15 protein-coding genes are annotated in these 14,552 nt (G+C 69.5%); 4 read left to right on the top strand and 11 right to left on the bottom strand.

Features of this window, described 5'->3' with window-relative positions; translation table 11 throughout:
• Positions 1-43 precede the first annotated feature (43 nt).
• Positions 44-1,720 carry a thiol reductant ABC exporter subunit CydD gene (gene cydD / locus PMI01_RS13075; RefSeq protein WP_035036097.1) on the bottom strand — a complete coding sequence of 559 codons (1,677 nt, stop codon included), beginning with the start codon at positions 1,718-1,720 and terminating at the stop codon, positions 44-46.
• Between the two features lie 125 nt (positions 1,721-1,845).
• Between cydD and PMI01_RS13070 the strand changes: the two genes are divergently transcribed.
• The 4 genes from PMI01_RS13070 (at position 1,846) to PMI01_RS13055 (ending at position 5,299) form a co-directional block, all read left to right on the top strand.
• Positions 1,846-3,411, top strand: coding sequence for a cytochrome ubiquinol oxidase subunit I (locus PMI01_RS13070; RefSeq protein WP_007669189.1), 1,566 nt, complete (start codon positions 1,846-1,848; stop codon positions 3,409-3,411).
• A gap of 14 nt (positions 3,412-3,425) precedes the next feature.
• Complete coding sequence (gene cydB / locus PMI01_RS13065) at positions 3,426-4,568, top strand: cytochrome d ubiquinol oxidase subunit II (RefSeq protein WP_007669188.1); 1,143 nt, start codon at positions 3,426-3,428, stop codon at positions 4,566-4,568.
• 12 nt (positions 4,569-4,580) lie between these two features.
• Positions 4,581-4,703 carry a cytochrome bd-I oxidase subunit CydX gene (cydX, locus tag PMI01_RS13060; RefSeq protein ID WP_007669187.1) on the top strand — a complete coding sequence of 41 codons (123 nt, stop codon included), beginning with the start codon at positions 4,581-4,583 and terminating at the stop codon, positions 4,701-4,703.
• Positions 4,704-4,846: 143 nt separating this feature from the next.
• Positions 4,847-5,299 carry a chemotaxis protein CheW gene (locus PMI01_RS13055; protein WP_007669186.1) on the top strand — a complete coding sequence of 151 codons (453 nt, stop codon included), beginning with the start codon at positions 4,847-4,849 and terminating at the stop codon, positions 5,297-5,299.
• 217 nt (positions 5,300-5,516) lie between these two features.
• On the opposite strand, the gene PMI01_RS13050 is transcribed toward PMI01_RS13055, so the two are convergent.
• The 10 genes from PMI01_RS13050 to PMI01_RS13005 form a co-directional block, all read right to left on the bottom strand.
• Complete coding sequence (locus tag PMI01_RS13050) at positions 5,517-6,014, bottom strand: ASCH/PUA domain-containing protein (RefSeq protein ID WP_007669184.1); 498 nt, start codon at positions 6,012-6,014, stop codon at positions 5,517-5,519.
• 144 nt (positions 6,015-6,158) lie between these two features.
• Positions 6,159-6,800 (bottom strand): ribosome biogenesis GTP-binding protein YihA/YsxC, encoded by a 642-nt coding sequence (yihA, locus tag PMI01_RS13045; protein WP_007669182.1) that lies wholly within the window; start codon positions 6,798-6,800, stop codon positions 6,159-6,161.
• Positions 6,800-8,662, bottom strand: a complete 1,863-nt coding sequence (yidC, locus tag PMI01_RS13040; protein ID WP_007669179.1) for a membrane protein insertase YidC — start codon at positions 8,660-8,662, stop codon at positions 6,800-6,802. Before yidC ends, yihA begins: the two co-directional genes overlap by 1 nt.
• A 10-nt stretch (positions 8,663-8,672) precedes the next feature.
• Positions 8,673-9,107, bottom strand: coding sequence for a ribonuclease P protein component (gene rnpA, locus PMI01_RS13035; RefSeq protein ID WP_007669176.1), 435 nt, complete (start codon positions 9,105-9,107; stop codon positions 8,673-8,675).
• A 101-nt stretch (positions 9,108-9,208) separates the two neighbouring features.
• Entirely contained in the window at positions 9,209-9,343 is a 135-nt protein-coding gene (gene rpmH, locus PMI01_RS13030; RefSeq protein WP_012284717.1) for a 50S ribosomal protein L34, read from the bottom strand.
• A gap of 239 nt (positions 9,344-9,582) precedes the next feature.
• A complete protein-coding gene (locus PMI01_RS13025) occupies positions 9,583-10,566 on the bottom strand; it encodes an NADPH:quinone oxidoreductase family protein (protein WP_007669174.1) in 984 nt (327 codons plus the stop codon).
• A gap of 105 nt (positions 10,567-10,671) precedes the next feature.
• Positions 10,672-11,733, bottom strand: a complete 1,062-nt coding sequence (locus tag PMI01_RS13020; protein WP_007669171.1) for an alpha/beta hydrolase — start codon at positions 11,731-11,733, stop codon at positions 10,672-10,674.
• A gap of 96 nt (positions 11,734-11,829) precedes the next feature.
• A complete protein-coding gene (locus tag PMI01_RS13015; protein ID WP_007669165.1) occupies positions 11,830-12,471 on the bottom strand; it encodes a TetR/AcrR family transcriptional regulator in 642 nt (213 codons plus the stop codon).
• A gap of 84 nt (positions 12,472-12,555) precedes the next feature.
• Positions 12,556-13,935 (bottom strand): flavin-containing monooxygenase, encoded by a 1,380-nt coding sequence (locus tag PMI01_RS13010; RefSeq protein WP_007669163.1) that lies wholly within the window; start codon positions 13,933-13,935, stop codon positions 12,556-12,558.
• Positions 13,936-14,143: 208 nt separating this feature from the next.
• Positions 14,144-14,458 carry a hypothetical protein gene (locus PMI01_RS13005; protein WP_007669161.1) on the bottom strand — a complete coding sequence of 105 codons (315 nt, stop codon included), beginning with the start codon at positions 14,456-14,458 and terminating at the stop codon, positions 14,144-14,146.
• Positions 14,459-14,552: the final 94 nt, after the last annotated feature.

Genomic DNA, 14,552 nt, shown 5'->3' with positions numbered 1-14,552 from the left:
CCCCAGCCGTTCATGGCGGGGCTGTCTATGGTTTCAGGCCCGCTCACAGCCGCACCACGCGGTCGGCCAGGGCGGCCACGACTTCGGAATGGGTGGCGATCAGGGTGGTGCGACCGTGGGCCGTCCCCTCTCCCCTTGAAAGACGGCGGATGACCGGCAGCAGGGCCAGCTCCGACGCCGCGTCGAGGTCGGCGGTCGGCTCGTCGAGCAGCAGGATGGCGGCGGGCTTGAGCATGGCGCGGGCCAGGGAGAGGCGCCGGCGCTCGCCGCCCGACAGCCCCGCGCCGCGCTCGTCCAGCCGGGCGTCCAGGCCGCCGCGTCCATCCAGAACCTGGGCCAGGCCGACGATGCGGGCCGCCCGCGCCAGCTGGTTCCGCGTCGCGCCGGGCCAGGCCAGGGCCAGGTTGTCGGCCAGGGTCCCGGGCAGGACCAGCGGCGACTGACCGGCCCAGGCGACGGCGGCGGCGATCGAGCCCAGGTGCGACAGCCGCCGGTCGCCGACCAGCACCTCGCCGCCGCTCAGCGGGGCCAGGCCCAGCAGCAGGTTCAGCAGGGTGGTCTTGCCGCTGCCGCTGGGGCCGAGCAGGGCGACAACCTCGCCGGGCGCGACGTCGAGGTCGAAGCCCTCGAACACCGGGGTCTCGCCGGCCGCATAGGCGACCGTCACCGCCTGGAAGCGGAGGGCAGGCGGGGCGTCGAAGGTCACGGCCGGCGGCATGGCGGCGGGGACCGGCAGGGCGGCCAGGGTCTGGGCGGCGGCCTCGGCGGCCTGGCGGTCGTGATAGGCGGCGGCCAGGCGGCGCAGCGGGGCATAGACCTCCGGGGCCAGGGCCAGGGCGAAGAAGGCCCGCTTGAGGTCCAGCTGTTCGGGAACCGGGAACGGCAGCAGCCGCAGCAGGTTGAAGCCGCAATAGACCGCCACCAGGGCCACCGACAGGGCGGCGAAGAACTCCAGCGCCCCCGACGACAGGAAGGCGACCCTCAGCACGCGGATCGTCCGGCGGGCCAGGTCCTCGGCGGCCAGCGACAGGTCGCGGGTCACCGCGCCCTCGGCCTGGAAGGCCAGCACCACCGGCAGGGCGCGGACCCGGTCGAGGAACAGGCTTGAGAGCCGCTCCAGGGCCAGGAACTGCCGCCGCGACTCCTCGGCCGCCGCCCCGCCGGCCAGGGCCATGACCAGGCCGAACGGGACCAGGGTCAGCAGCAGGATGGCGGCCGCCACCGGGGTGGCGACGGCGATGGCGGCGATGATCAGCAGCGGCGCGAGCGCCGAGGCCAGCCGGGCGGGCATGAAGCGGGCGATGTGGCCGTCCAGCGCCTCGACGCCCTCGACCACGGCCGACAGCGCCTCGCCGCCGGTGCGTCTGCCTTGTCCGTGCAGGGCCACGCCATGGCCGAGGATGGCGGCGACGGCCTCGCGCCGGGCCCGGGCCTTGACCCCGGCCGCGGCCTTCGCGCCCGCCTCGGCGGCCCGCCTGGCCAGCAGGCCGCGCGCCAGGCCGGCGAGCGCGATCAGCACCAGCCAGGGCGCGGCGGCGGCCAGGCCGCGCGGCAGGGCGTCGATGGAAAGGGCCAGGCCGGCGGCGAAGGCGACGGCGGCCGGGACGTCGGCCAGCAGCCACAGCGGCGCGGTCCGGCGCGCCCGGCCGCCGGCCAAGCCGATGGTCTTCAGCCAGGGCCGCGCGACGGCGTCGAGGTCGGCGGTGAAACTGACGGGCATGCACTCGTGTTCAAGGAAAAGGGCGGGCGCGTCCTTGATCCGGATCAAAGCGCCCTAGCCACAACGCGTCTAGGGGTGGATGGTCGCTGGCGCGATCAATCGCCACACGACAACCGGAGCGCTTCATGGACCCCGCCGTCGTCGATCTTTCCCGCCTGCAGTTCGCCCTGACGGCGCTGTACCACTTCCTGTTCGTGCCCCTGACGCTGGGCCTCTCCTTCATGCTGGTGATCATGGAGAGCGTCTATGTGATGACCAAGCGGCCGATCTGGCGGACCACGACGCGGTTCTGGGGCACGCTGTTCGGCATCAATTTCGTGCTCGGGGTCGCCACCGGCCTGACCATGGAATTCCAGTTCGGCATGAACTGGTCCTACTACTCGCACTATGTCGGCGACATCTTCGGCGCGCCGCTGGCCATCGAGGGGCTGATGGCCTTCTTCCTCGAGGCCACCTTCGTGGGCCTGATGTTCTTCGGCTGGGACAAGCTCAAGCCGGTGGCGCACCTGGGCGTGACGTTCATGGTCGCCCTGGGCACCAACCTGTCGGCGCTGTGGATCCTGGTGGCCAACGGCTGGATGCAGAACCCGGTCGGCGCGGCCTTCAACCCGGACACGATGCGGATGGAGGTCACCGACTTCAAGGCCGTGCTGTTCAACCCGGTGGCCCAGGCCAAGTTCGTGCACACCGTCAGCGCCGGTTACACCATCGCCGCCGTCTTCGTGCTGGGCGTCAGCGCCTGGTACCTGCTGAAGGGCAAGCACCGGGGCGTCGCCAAGCGGTCGCTGACCGTGGCCGCCGCCTTTGGGCTGGCGTCGTCGCTGTCGGTGGTCGTGCTGGGCGACGAGAGCGGTTACGCCCTGACCGACAACCAGAAAATGAAACTCGCGGCCCTGGAGGCCATGTGGGAGACCGAGCCCGCCCCGGCCGGCCTGACGGCCTTCGGCATTCCCAGCCTGAAGGACCGCAAGACCCACGCCGAGATCAAGATCCCCTATGTGCTGGGCCTGATCGCCACCCGCAGCATCGACCGCCCGGTGGCCGGCATCTTCGAACTGGTCGCCCAGGCCGAAACCCGCATCGAGAGCGGGATCGTCGCCTATGGCGCGCTGGAGACCCTGAAGGCCAACCCCAAGGACCTGGCGGCGCGCGGCGTGTTCGAGACCCACCGCCGCGACCTGGGCTACGCCCTGCTGCTCAAGCGCCATGTCGCCGATCCCCGCCAGGCCGACCACGCCCTGATCGCCAAGACCGCCTGGGACACCGTGCCCAACGTGCCGGTGATGTTCTGGGCGTTCCGGATCATGGCCGGGACCGGCATGCTGATGATCGCCCTGTTCGCCACCGCCTTCCTGCTGGTCACCCTGCGCAAGCACGAGACCAAGTGGTTCCTGCGCCTGGCCGTCATCGCCATCCCGCTGCCGTGGATCGCCACCGAGCTGGGCTGGGTGCTGGCCGAGGTCGGGCGTCAGCCCTGGGCGGTGGAGGGTGTGCTGCCCACCTTCCTGGCCCCGTCCACCCTCAGCGTGGCGCAGCTGCTGACCAGCATCGTCGTCTTCACCCTGCTGTACGGCGCCCTGGCGGTGGTCGAGGTCGGGCTGATCCTCAAGACCATCAAGAAGGGCCCGTTCGCCGACCAGGAGGCCTTCCCGTCGATCCACGGCGCCCCCGCCGGCGAAGCCGTGGCCTAAGGAGAGATCGGATCATGGAACTGCCAATCGACTATCCGACCCTTCGCATCATCTGGTGGGCCCTGCTGGGCGTGCTGCTGATCGGCTTCGCCCTGACCGACGGCTTCGACATGGGGGTCGGCGCCCTGCTGCCCTTCGTCGCCAGGACCGACGAGGAGCGGCGCATGGTGATCAACACCGTCGGCGCCACGTGGGAAGGCAACCAGGTGTGGTTCATCACCGGCGGGGCCTCGATCTTCGCCGCCTGGCCGCTGGTCTACGGCGTCAGCTTCTCGGGCTTCTACCTGGCCATCTTCCTGGTGCTGGTGGCGATGATCCTGCGGCCGGTGGGCTTCAAGTACCGCTCCAAGCGGCCGGACCCGCGCTGGCGGCGGTTCTGGGACTGGGCGCTGTTCACCGGCAGCTTCGTGCCGGTGCTGGTGTTCGGCGTGGCCGTGGGCAACGTGCTGCAGGGCGCGCCGTTCAAGCTGGATAGCGACCTGCGCACCACCTATCACGGCGCGTTCCTGGGGCTGTTCACCCCCTTCACCCTGGTCTGCGGCCTGCTGTCTGTGGCCATGCTGGTGCTGCACGGCGCGGCCTGGCTGGGCGTCAAGGCCGAGGCCGGCGTGGTGCAGGACCGCGCCCGGCGGTTCGGCGCGGCGGCCGGGATCGCCAGCCTGCTGCTGTTCCTGGTCGGCGGCCTGCTGGCCGCCCGCCTGGGCTTCCGCCTGGAGGGCGTGATCGACACCGCCGCGCCGTCCAACCCGCTGCGGGCCGCCGCCGTCGCCGCCCCGGGCGCCTGGTTCGACAATTTCGGCCGTCATCCCTGGATGCTGGTCGCCCCGGTCCTGGGCTTCCTGGGCGCGCTGGTCGCCCTGGCCGGGCTGTGGAAGCGCTCGGCGGCCCTGGCGTTCGGCGGCTCCTCGGCCTCGGCGGCGGGGATCATCGCCACGGTGGGCGCCTCGATGTTCCCGTTCATCCTGCCCAGCACCATCGACCCGCGCTCCAGCCTGACGGTGTGGAACGCCTCGTCCAGCCACCTGACCCTGTTCATCATGCTGATCGTCGTGGTGGTGCTGATGCCGCTGGTGCTGCTCTACACCGCCTGGGTCTACAAGGTGCTGTGGGGCCGGACCAGCACCGCCGCCCTGAAGACCGATCCCGCCCTTTACTGAGGAGACCAAGCCATGTGGTATTTCACCTGGGTGCTGGGCCTGGGCCTGGCCGTCGCCTTCGGCGTGCTGAACGGCGTCTGGTACGAGTTCAACCTGACGGACGACGGGGACCTGGGGGCCTCGGAGCCGGACTGAATCCGCTCGTCCCGCGACAATTCGGCGCGCGCTCCAAGCCTGGCCATTAACCGTTATTAAACGGCGTTTGGGCTCTTGTGGCAGGCGACGCGAAACCGGTTTCCGGTCTTTCGCGGACGCCTCTCGAGCCTCTGGGAACGACCATGACCGATCACGCCGAACCCGCCCTGGAGCTGATCTCGTTCTGCATCGGCGAGCAGGAGTTCTGCATCGACGTCAAGACGGTCCGCGAGATCCGCGGCTGGACCCCGGCCACCCCGATCCCGCACGCCCCCAGCTTCCTGAAGGGCGTCATCAACCTGCGCGGCGCGATCATGCCGGTCATCGACCTGCGCAACCGCCTGGGCCTGGGCGTCACCGTTCCCGAGACCCGCCACGTCATCGTCGTGGTCGAGTGCCAGGACCGCCTGGCCGGCATCCTGGTCGACGCGGTCAGCGAGACCTTCACCGTGTCGCGCGACCACCTGCAGCCGACCCCGGACCTGGGCACGGACGAACTGCGGTTCATCCAGGCGATCATCTCGCTGGACAGCCGCCTGATCACCTATCTGAAGATGGACGACGTCTTCCCGGCCCAGGTGCGCCAGGCGGCGTAGGTCTGGCGCCTCGCGACGGAAACGACAAAAGGGCGGACCGCGAGGTCCGCCCTTGTTGATTCACCCTCACCGCATTCCAAACGTCGTCATCCCCCGACTTGTTCGGGGGACCCAAGCTGAGCTGGCGGCGGCGTTGTGCCTATCACCCTAACCGCCGCTTGGGTCCCCCGCATAAAGCGGGGGATGACGAGCGTGGGGGGATGATGGAAGGGCGCCCCTACTTCCCCCGCACGATCCGCGCGGCGGCGCCGTGGAAGGCGGCCTCGGCCTCGGCGGCGGCGGCCACGGCGGCGTGACGCTCGGCCGAAACCGGCATGGCGGCGCGGCCGGTGGTGGGGGCGGCGTAGCTCTGGGCCACCTTGCGGGCGTCCTGGGCGCGCAGGGCGGCGTTGGAGGCGGTGGTCTCGTGCCAGTGGGCCAGCTGCTCGGCGGTCAGGGCCCCGTCGCTGGGCATGTCGCCATGGTGGACCACCTCGCCGAAGCCGATGGCCACGAAGCCGTGGATCACCCCGTAGTCCTCTTCCGACAGCAGGAAGGTGATCTGCCGCTCCTCGACCTGGCCGGTATAGACGTCCAGCTCGGGGTCGAACTCGCGCAGCACCAGCACGTCGCCAACCGCGAACTCGCGGTCGTTGCGGCGGATCTCGAAGCGCTTCTTGCCCGAGCGCACGGCGGCGAAATACTGGGGCCAGGTCTTCAGTTCGTGACGGGTCATGGGGTTCTTCGAGGTGTTTTCGGAAACGGGAGGCGTGCCTTAACGGCCGGATCTGGCCGCAAGGTTAAGGCGGGAACATGTTGTTGTGGACTCTCTCTGTCCGCTCATCCCGGGGCGGGCCGGGACGAGCGGACAAGGAGCGGCCTAAGACAAGCAGGTCCGGGCGATCTCGGCCCGCAGTTCGGGCAGGCCGAAGCCCTTCTCGGACGAGGTGGCCAGCACCTTGGGGAAGGCGGCGGGGCGCTTGGCAATGGCCTTCAGGGTCGCGGCCACCGTGGCCTCGACCTCGGCCGGCTTCATCTTGTCGGCCTTGGTCAGGACGATCTGGTAGGAGACCGCCGCCACGTCCAGGGCGTCCAGCGCCTCGGTGTCCACCGATTTGAGCCCATGGCGGGCGTCGATCAGCAGATAGACCCGCTTCAGGTTGGCCCGGCCGCGCAGATAGGCGCGGCCCAGGTCCTGGAACTTGTCGGCCACGCTGCGGGAGACCCGCGCGAAGCCGTAGCCGGGAAGGTCGACCAGGCGCAGCTGCTCGGCCAGCACGAAGAAGTTGACCTCGCGCGTGCGGCCCGGCGAGTTCGAGGCCCGGGCCAGGTGGTTCTGGCCGACCAGGCCGTTGATCAGGCTGGACTTGCCGACGTTGGAGCGGCCGGCGAAGGCCACTTCCGGCAGGACCGGCGGCGGCATGCCGTCCATCTTGACGGCGCCCATCATGAAGGTCGCCGGCTGGGCGAACAGCACCCGGGCCGCCTCGATCTCGTCGTCGGTATAGGCGAGTTCGTCCATCAGGTCGCCTCTGCGGTCTTGCCGCGGAAGCGGTTCAGGAGCTGGTCGATCGGGTTGTCCACCTTGTAGCGGCGCATGATGATGTACTGCTGCAGGATGGTCAGCACGTTGCTCCAGCACCAGTAGATCACCAGGCCCACCGAGAACTGCGACAGGGTGAAGGTGAAGATGATCGGGAACAGCTGGAAGATCTTCTGTTGCAGCGGATCGCCGGCCGGCGGGTTCATCGCCGTGGTCAGCCACATGGTGAAGCCGTACAGCAGCGGCCAGACGCCGATATGCAGCGGGCCCGACAGGAAGCCGCCGATCAGCGGGGCGGTCGCCGGATCCCACGGGATCAGGCCGAACAGGTTCATGAAGGTGCTGGGGTCGCGGGCCGACAGGTCGGTGATCCAGCCGAAGAACGGCGCGTGCCGCATCTCGATGGTCACCGTCAGCACCTTGTACAGCGAGTAGAAGATCGGGATCTGGATCAGCATGGGCACGCAGCCCATCATCGGATTGATCTTCTCCTTGCCGTACAGCGCCATCATTTCCTGCTGCTGCTTGGCCGGATCGTCCTTGTGCTTGGCCTTGAGCTTCTCGACCTCGGGGGCGATCTTCTTCATCTTGGCCATGGACTCATAGCTCTTGTCCGCCAGCGGGAAGAGGATGAGCTTCAGGGCCACGGTCAGCAGCATGATGGCCACGCCGAAGTTGCCGACCAGCTTGTAGAAGATCTCCAGGACGTTGAAGATCGGGCGGGTGAACACCGAGAACATGCCCCAGTCGACGGCCTTGTCGAAGCTGGGGATGACGCTGGCGGGACGGTTCCAGAACTGCCACCAGACCACCGGCTTGCCGCCGTATTCGTAGCGGGTCAGCAGCGGCACGGTCTTGGCGCCGGCGAACAGGCGGGTGGTGTGGTTGACGGTCTGGCCGGGCTGCAGCGACTTGGCGGCGCCCAGGAACATCGACTCGTAGATGTCGACGCCGCTGGCGGGCACCACGCGGAAGTGGCCCTGCACGGTCTCGGACTGCTCGGGCACCAGGGCCGCCAGCCAGTACTTGTCGGTGATGCCGTTCCAGCCGCCCTTGGACTCGAAGGTCTGGTCCGGCTTGTCCTTCTTCCACTTCTGGTACTTCGTCTGGCTCAGGACGTACTTCTCGTCCTTGACGCCGCCGAACACGCCGATGGCGCCTTCATGGACGATCTGGGTCTTGCCCAGGGTGTCGGGCACGCCCTGGCGCTGGACCGAGGCGTAGGGGGCCACGGCGACGGCCGCGCCGCCCTGGTTGCGGACGCTGTCGGCGACGGTGAACATCGCGTCGCTGTCGACCGAGATCTGGCGGGTGAACACCAGGCCCTGGCCGTTGTCGTAGGTCAGGGTGACCGGGGAATTGGGGCGCAGCACCTGGCCGGCCGGGGCCGTCCACACGGTCTGCGGCGTGGGCAGGCCCGGCAGGTTGGCGCCGGCCCAGCCGAAGTCGGCGAACCAGGCGTGCTCGGCGCCCTCGGGGCGGAACAGTTCGACCGGCGGCGAATTCTTGCTAGCCGTCTGGGTGTAGCGCTTCAGCCAGAGGTCGTCGATGCGCGCGCCCTTCAGGGCGATCGAGCCCGACAGGGCCGGGGTGTCGACGACGATGCGCGGGCTCTGGGCCTTGGCCTCGTCGCGCGACAGCTTCAGCGGCTGGGGCTTGCCGTCGGCGCCGACCACCATGCCGGGCGTCAGGGCGGCCTGCGCCTCGGCGGCCTTCCTGGCCTGGACGGCGGCGGCTTCCTTGCGCTGGGCCGGGCCCGCGTACAGGAACTGGTAGCCGATCAGGATCGCAAACGCGCAGACGAGGAACATCAGCGTGTTTTTGTTGGTGTCGTTCTGCATGGGTTTGGACTTAACCAGAAACGGAGGAATCGGACGCGGCGGGGGCGTGCGGAGCGGGCTCTGGGCCCGGGCCCGCGCGATCGTGTTCGGCGGCGAGGCTTATCAGCGCGGTTTTAACATCGTCAAGCAAACGCCCCCACGCCCGCTGGCCAGTTCCGCCGCGGGCAATGAACACATAGTCGCATGAAGGGCGGCCATGAAGGGGAAGAAGTAGCCTGGCGGCCTCGCGAAGGCGTCTTTTGGCGCGATTTCGCTCGACGGAGCCGCCGATCTTCTTGGTGGCGGTGAATCCGACCCGGATCAGCGGGTCGTCGTCGTGGCGGGCGCGCATCTGCATGAACACCGCGCCGCGCGCCAGGGCCGGGGCCTTGGCGGCCTTCAGGAAGTCCGGACGCTTCCTGAGGCGCTCGATCTTCACGGATGGCGGAAGCTGGGCTTCGGTCATGAAAAAAGCCGCCCTTTCCGGCGCAGGCGCTGGGCCTGGTTCGAGGAAAGGGCGGCTTCCATCATGGTCTTGTTTCCCGCCAGAAAAGCGGGAGAAGGCTGTTAGGCCGTCAGGCGCTTACGGCCCTTGGCGCGGCGACGCGCGACGATCTTCTGGCCGTTCTTGGTGGCCATACGCGCGCGGTAGCCGTGACGGCGGGCTCGCACGAGCTTCGACGGCTGGAATGTCCGCTTCACGAGGTGGCTCCGATAATAATGGGACGCGAGGGCCGAGGGGCCTCCGCGAGTGAGGGGCGGTGGATAAGGGAAGGGGGGGCGGCTGTCAACATGAGTCGAACCAAGGGCTTGTCGATACTTGCCCCCACCTGGCGGCTGCGCCGCCTGTCCGCCCCCATAGGGGGCGGAGTTCAGGTGCGCGCACTCTTCCCCCTATGGGGGAGGAGCGCCGCAGGCGCGGAGGGGGCAAGTCCGCCGCCTCACAGATCCGGCCGGATCACCGCCTTGCCGATCACCTGCCGTCCCGCCAGCAGGTCGAACGCCTCGCGCCACCGCTCCAGCGGCAGCTCGGCATGGACGTGCGGACGGATCGTCCCCGCGTCGGCCATCCGCCACACCACTTCGGCGTTCTCGCGCCCCTTCTCGGGGAACTGCCGGCCATACTCCCCGGCCCGGACGCCCATCACCGAGAAGCCCTTGATCAGCGGCATGTTGGCGGAGATCGTCGGGATGCGGCCGGCCGTGAAGCCGATCACCAGCAGCCGGCCGTCGAAGGCGATGCAGCGCACGCTCTCGTCGAACACGTCGCCGCCCACGGGGTCGTAGATCACGTCGGTCCCGCGTCCGCCGGTGATTGCCTTGACCTGCTCGCGAAAGCCGCCGGTGACGTTGACCACGGCGTCGGGGGCGTAGAGGTCCTGGATCACCTTGAGCTTGGCGTCGGAGGCCGAGGCGGCGATCACCCTGGCGCCCAGGGCCTTGGCCAGGTCCACCGCCGCCAGGCCCACGCCGCCGGCCGCGCCGTGCACCAGCACCCACTCGCCGGGCTCCAGCCGCGCCCGCCGCACCAGGGCGACATAGGCGGTGAGATAGGCCGCGCCATAGGCCGCCGCCTCGCCGAACGACAGCCGGGCGGGCTTGGGCTTGAGGGCGTCGGCGGCCAGCACCGCGTGTTGCGCGAACCCGCCCAGCCGCGCCCCGCCGACCACGGCGTCGCCGAGGTTCCAACCCTCGACGCCCTCGCCCAGGGCCGCCACCTCGCCGGCCAGGTCCAGGCCCGGCGTGAACGGCAGGGGCGGCTTGAACTGGTATTCGCCGCGGGTCATCAGCAGGTCGGGGAAGTTGACGCTGGCGGCCTTCACCCGGACCAGCACCTCGCCGGGCCCCGGCGTCAGCGTCGGGACCTCACGGACCGCGCAGCCGGCGAAGTCGGGGGCCAGGGTTTCGACGACGAGGGCGCGCATCAATCTATCCGCATAAATGTTGGCATCCCGGAAGCCTCGCAGAGGCTGTCCGGGACCCAGGGGCCGGCGCAATGCTGTGGCCCTGGGTCCCGGGTCTTCGCTTCGCTACGCCCGGGATGACACCGGAGAAGAAGAGTCGAACGCCGCCCGCACCAGCCGGGCGATCTCCCGGCACGCCGCGTCGGCCGCCGGCACCGCCCCGGTGAACGCCGTGAACCCGTGGGCCAGGCTGTCGTAGCAGCGGTAGGTGGTCGGCACGCCGGCCGCGACCAGGCGCTTGGCGTAGGCCTCGCCCTGGTCGACCAGCGGGTCGAAGCCGGCGGTGATCACCACGGCCGGGGCCAGGCCCGCCAGGTCGGCGGTCTTGTCGGGCGACAGGCGCGGATCGACCGGGTTGGCGTCCGGACCCATGTAGTGGCCCATGAACCAGTCCATGATCGGCCGGCTCAGCGGATAGGCGTCGGCATAGGTGGTCATGGACGCCGTCTCGCTGGCCACGTCGACGGCGGGATAGATCAGCAGCTGCAGGGCCGGCTGGGCTTCGCCCGTCCGCTGCATCTCCTGGGCGACGATGGCCGAGAAGTTGCCGCCCATGGAGTCGCCGCCGATCGCCGCCGTCCCGGGCAGGGCCCCGAAGCGGGCGGCGTTGTCGCGGCTCCAGCGGAAGGCGGCCAGCACGTCGTCCAGCCCGGCCGGGAAGCGGTGGTCGGGGGCCAGGCGGTAGTCGACCGAGATCACCGCCGTGCGGGCGATCCGCGCCAGGATCCCGCAGAAGGCGTGGCAGGTCTCCAGGTCGCCGATCACCCCGCCGCCGAAATGGGCGAAGACGATCAGCGGCGCGCCGCTGTCCTGGTCGGCCGGGCGGTAGGCGCGCAGCTTCAAGGCGCCGCCGGGCCCGTCGATCGACAGGGCCTCGGTGCGCACGCCGGGCTCGGGCGGGCCGCTCATCGCCGCCAGGCCCTTGGCGCTGGCGGCGCGGGCCTCGTCCGGGGCCAGGCTGGTGATCGACGGCATCTTGGCGGCGGCGGCGGTGAGGAACTGGAAGCGCGGGTCCAGGGTGCGTCCGCCGCGATAGACCGTTCCGCCGCCGGACATCGCCCGCAGGATCGGGCTGGGCAGCGACATCAGGACCTTGAGGATGAACTTCTGGACGGCGGGATCGGCCATTTGGGGGCTCTCGTTGTTGTCGGGGCGCGGACGTCTAGGTTTTTGTTTTGCGCATTTTCTTCACGCGAACCGGTGTCCGCTTCGCTCGAAAAGGCTCTAGGAACGGGGCAGGGCGGGCAGGCCGCCCAGGATCATCCGGACGGCGAAGTCGGCCGCGCCCTCGACGTCGATCGGCCGGCGCTCCAGCATCTTGTCCCCGACCTCGCGGGCCACGGCGATACAGGCGGCGGTGAAATAGTCCAGGTCGACGGCCGGGGCGTGGTCGTGCTCCAGCACCTTGGCGAAGGCGTCGCGCACCTCGTCGAACACCGCGACGATTTCCGGCGTGGCGCGGGCGTGGGGAAAGACCTCACCGGCCGGGCGGTTGATCCGCCAGCTCTCGTGCTCGCCCTCCAGGAAGTCGAAATAGGCGCGGATGGCGCCGCGCAGGAAGCTCTCGAAATCGACGGCCTTGTCGGACTCGGCCCGCAGGATCGGCCGGAAGCGCCGCGCCCCGTCGTCGGCCAGGGCGTCGAACACCTCTTCCTTGGACTTGTAGTAGTTGTAGAAGGTGCCCGAGGCCAAACCCGTGCGGCGGATGATGTCGCGCACCGTGGCGGTCTCGTAGCCCAGCTCGCCGAACACCGCGCGCGCGGCGTCGAGGATCGCCTGGCGATTGGCGACCTTGGTGCGCTCGCGCTTGCCCGGACGGCTGTCCTCCGGGTCCGGGCGGGTGGGGAAATAGGCGATGTTCGACATCGAAACGCGACTCGTGGCGAGGCCAGATGACGCCCCGTCATGATTTCAGCCCCAATCCGGGCTTGGAGCAAGCTCCCGCGCGTTTCATTCCGCCGCCAGGGGCAAGGCCTCGCCTGCCCTGGCCGGGACCGGCAAGGCCCCGCCGGCCGCCCGGGCCCGCTTCTCGCCCGCCGCGATCTCCTTCTTGAGGTCGGCGCAATAGACCCCGAAGTCGACCTGGATGGTGTGGCGGGCCGAGGCGTAATACTGGCCGGTGTGGCGCTCCTCGTCCTTGGCGGTGATCTTCGCCATCTCCGCCTCGCCCGGCGGCGCGTAGCGGCCGGTCAGGTAGGCGGCGACCAGCTTGGACTGCTGCTCGGCGAAATTGACCAGGGTCGGCAGGGCCTGGGCCAGGCCCATATAGAAGAGGTTGGGCGCGCCCGGCTTCATCATCCGCTTGAACAGCGGCAGGCGATGGTCGGCGTCGGGGACCAGGGCCGGTTCATCGAGGAACGGGAAGCTGATCCGGTACCCCGTGGCGAAGACGATGACGTCGACGGGCTCGACGCTGTCGTCGGCGAAGCGGACATTGGGGCCTTCCAGCGCCTTGATCGCCGGCTTGAAGGTGATGTCGCCGCAGCCGGCCCGGGTCAGGAACTCGCCCGACACCGAGGGGTGGGCCTCCAGCGGCTCGTGGTCGGGCTTGGGCAGGCCGTAGTCCTCCATCCGCCCGACATGCTTGCGGATCAGCTTGCGGACGATGGCCAGGCCCAGCTTGCGCGGCATCCACGGCGGCATGGCCGACTTGTCCGACGGCTTGCCGTTCAGATATTTCGGAAACACCCAGACCCCGCGCCGGGCCGAGACGATCAGCTTGCCGGCGATCGGCCGCTGCGCCAGCTCGCTGGCGATATCCATGGCCGAATTGCCCATGCCGACCACCACGACGGTCTTGCCGCGCATGTCCACGGGGTCGAACGGGTCGCTATAGGCGTGGGCGTGGAAGGCGACGCCGTCGAACTGGCCGGGATAGTCGGGGATGCGCGGGTCCCAGTGGTGGCCGTTGCAGACCAGCAGCACGTCGTAGAGCCGGGTCTCGCCGGTCGACAGGGTCACCGACCACAGGCCGTCGTCGGTGCGCCGGGCGCTCACGACCTTGGTGTTGAAGGTGATGGTCTCGCGCAGGCCGAAATGGGCGACGTAGTCCTTGAAATAGGCCAGGACCTGGCTGTGGTGCGGGAAGTCGGGCCAGCCGGCCGGGACCGGGAAATCCTCGAAGGCCAGGCGCCATTTCGAGGTGTCGATGTGCAGGCTCTCGTAGCAGGCCGACAGGCCGTTGGGGTTGCGGTAGTACCAGTTGCCGCCGATGTCGTCGGAGGCCTCGAAACAGTCATAGGGGACGCCGGCGTCCTTCAGCCGCTTGGCGGTGGTGAAGCCGCTGCAGCCCGCGCCAATGATGCAGGCCTTAGGCAATGCCGGAGCCATCGCGTTCTCCCTGACTTATCGTTGTTCAGGAGAGCGTAACAGCGTTATCCGGCAGGTCAAATTGCCGTTGGGGTAGGGAGCCTCCGCCCTCTCCATTCGTCATCCCCCGCTTTATGCGGGGGACCCAAGCGGCGCATCGGATCGGCCAGCTCGGCTTGGGTCCCCCGAACAAGTCGGGGGATGACGGCGGGGGTTGGGGTTTGTGAAGTCAGCCGCCCAGGCGTGAGTAGGTCGCCGTGCAGCGGCTCTTGCACTGGGCCCACTGGCCGCCGCAGCCGTCGTCGTCGCCGCTGGCCCCGCAGAAGTAATAGGCCTTGGCGCAGCTGGCGCGGCACTGGTTGGGGTCCTGGCCCTGGCGGCCGGCGGCCAGGGGTAGCGGGATCGGCAGGATCGGATTGGGCGCCTCGACGGGCTGCGCGGCCGAGACGGGCGGGATCACCCGGGTCGGCTTGGCGCGCACCTGGGCGCTGGCCGGGGCGGCCAGGGCGGCGATCGTCAGCAGGCAGGCGAGGGCGCGGCGCATGGGCGAGGTGTAGCGCGGCGGGCGTTGAGGTTCGGTTAACCATGATTGGCCACCGCTTCGATGGAGCTCCCAAACGGTTGTCATCCCGGAAGCG

Source organism: Caulobacter sp. AP07 (assembly GCF_000281955.1).
GTDB lineage: Bacteria > Pseudomonadota > Alphaproteobacteria > Caulobacterales > Caulobacteraceae > Caulobacter.
The sequence above is the reverse complement of the archived record's forward strand: the minus strand, read 5'-3'. Positions and strand labels throughout refer to the sequence as shown.

Bases quoted from the DNA above. Each gene is read 5' to 3' on its own strand.
- cydD (WP_035036097.1), bottom strand. From the start codon at position 1,720: ATGCCCGTCAGTTTCACCGCCGACCTCGACGCCGTCGCGCGGCCCTGG.
- PMI01_RS13070 (WP_007669189.1), top strand. From the start codon at position 1,846: ATGGACCCCGCCGTCGTCGATCTTTCCCGCCTGCAGTTCGCCCTGACG.
- cydB (WP_007669188.1), top strand. From the start codon at position 3,426: ATGGAACTGCCAATCGACTATCCGACCCTTCGCATCATCTGGTGGGCC.
- cydX (WP_007669187.1), top strand. From the start codon at position 4,581: ATGTGGTATTTCACCTGGGTGCTGGGCCTGGGCCTGGCCGTCGCCTTC.
- PMI01_RS13055 (WP_007669186.1), top strand. From the start codon at position 4,847: ATGACCGATCACGCCGAACCCGCCCTGGAGCTGATCTCGTTCTGCATC.
- PMI01_RS13050 (WP_007669184.1), bottom strand. From the start codon at position 6,014: ATGACCCGTCACGAACTGAAGACCTGGCCCCAGTATTTCGCCGCCGTG.
- yihA (WP_007669182.1), bottom strand. From the start codon at position 6,800: ATGGACGAACTCGCCTATACCGACGACGAGATCGAGGCGGCCCGGGTG.
- yidC (WP_007669179.1), bottom strand. From the start codon at position 8,662: ATGCAGAACGACACCAACAAAAACACGCTGATGTTCCTCGTCTGCGCG.
- rnpA (WP_007669176.1), bottom strand. From the start codon at position 9,107: ATGACCGAAGCCCAGCTTCCGCCATCCGTGAAGATCGAGCGCCTCAGG.
- PMI01_RS13025 (WP_007669174.1), bottom strand. From the start codon at position 10,566: ATGCGCGCCCTCGTCGTCGAAACCCTGGCCCCCGACTTCGCCGGCTGC.
- PMI01_RS13020 (WP_007669171.1), bottom strand. From the start codon at position 11,733: ATGGCCGATCCCGCCGTCCAGAAGTTCATCCTCAAGGTCCTGATGTCG.
- PMI01_RS13015 (WP_007669165.1), bottom strand. From the start codon at position 12,471: ATGTCGAACATCGCCTATTTCCCCACCCGCCCGGACCCGGAGGACAGC.
- PMI01_RS13010 (WP_007669163.1), bottom strand. From the start codon at position 13,935: ATGGCTCCGGCATTGCCTAAGGCCTGCATCATTGGCGCGGGCTGCAGC.
- PMI01_RS13005 (WP_007669161.1), bottom strand. From the start codon at position 14,458: ATGCGCCGCGCCCTCGCCTGCCTGCTGACGATCGCCGCCCTGGCCGCC.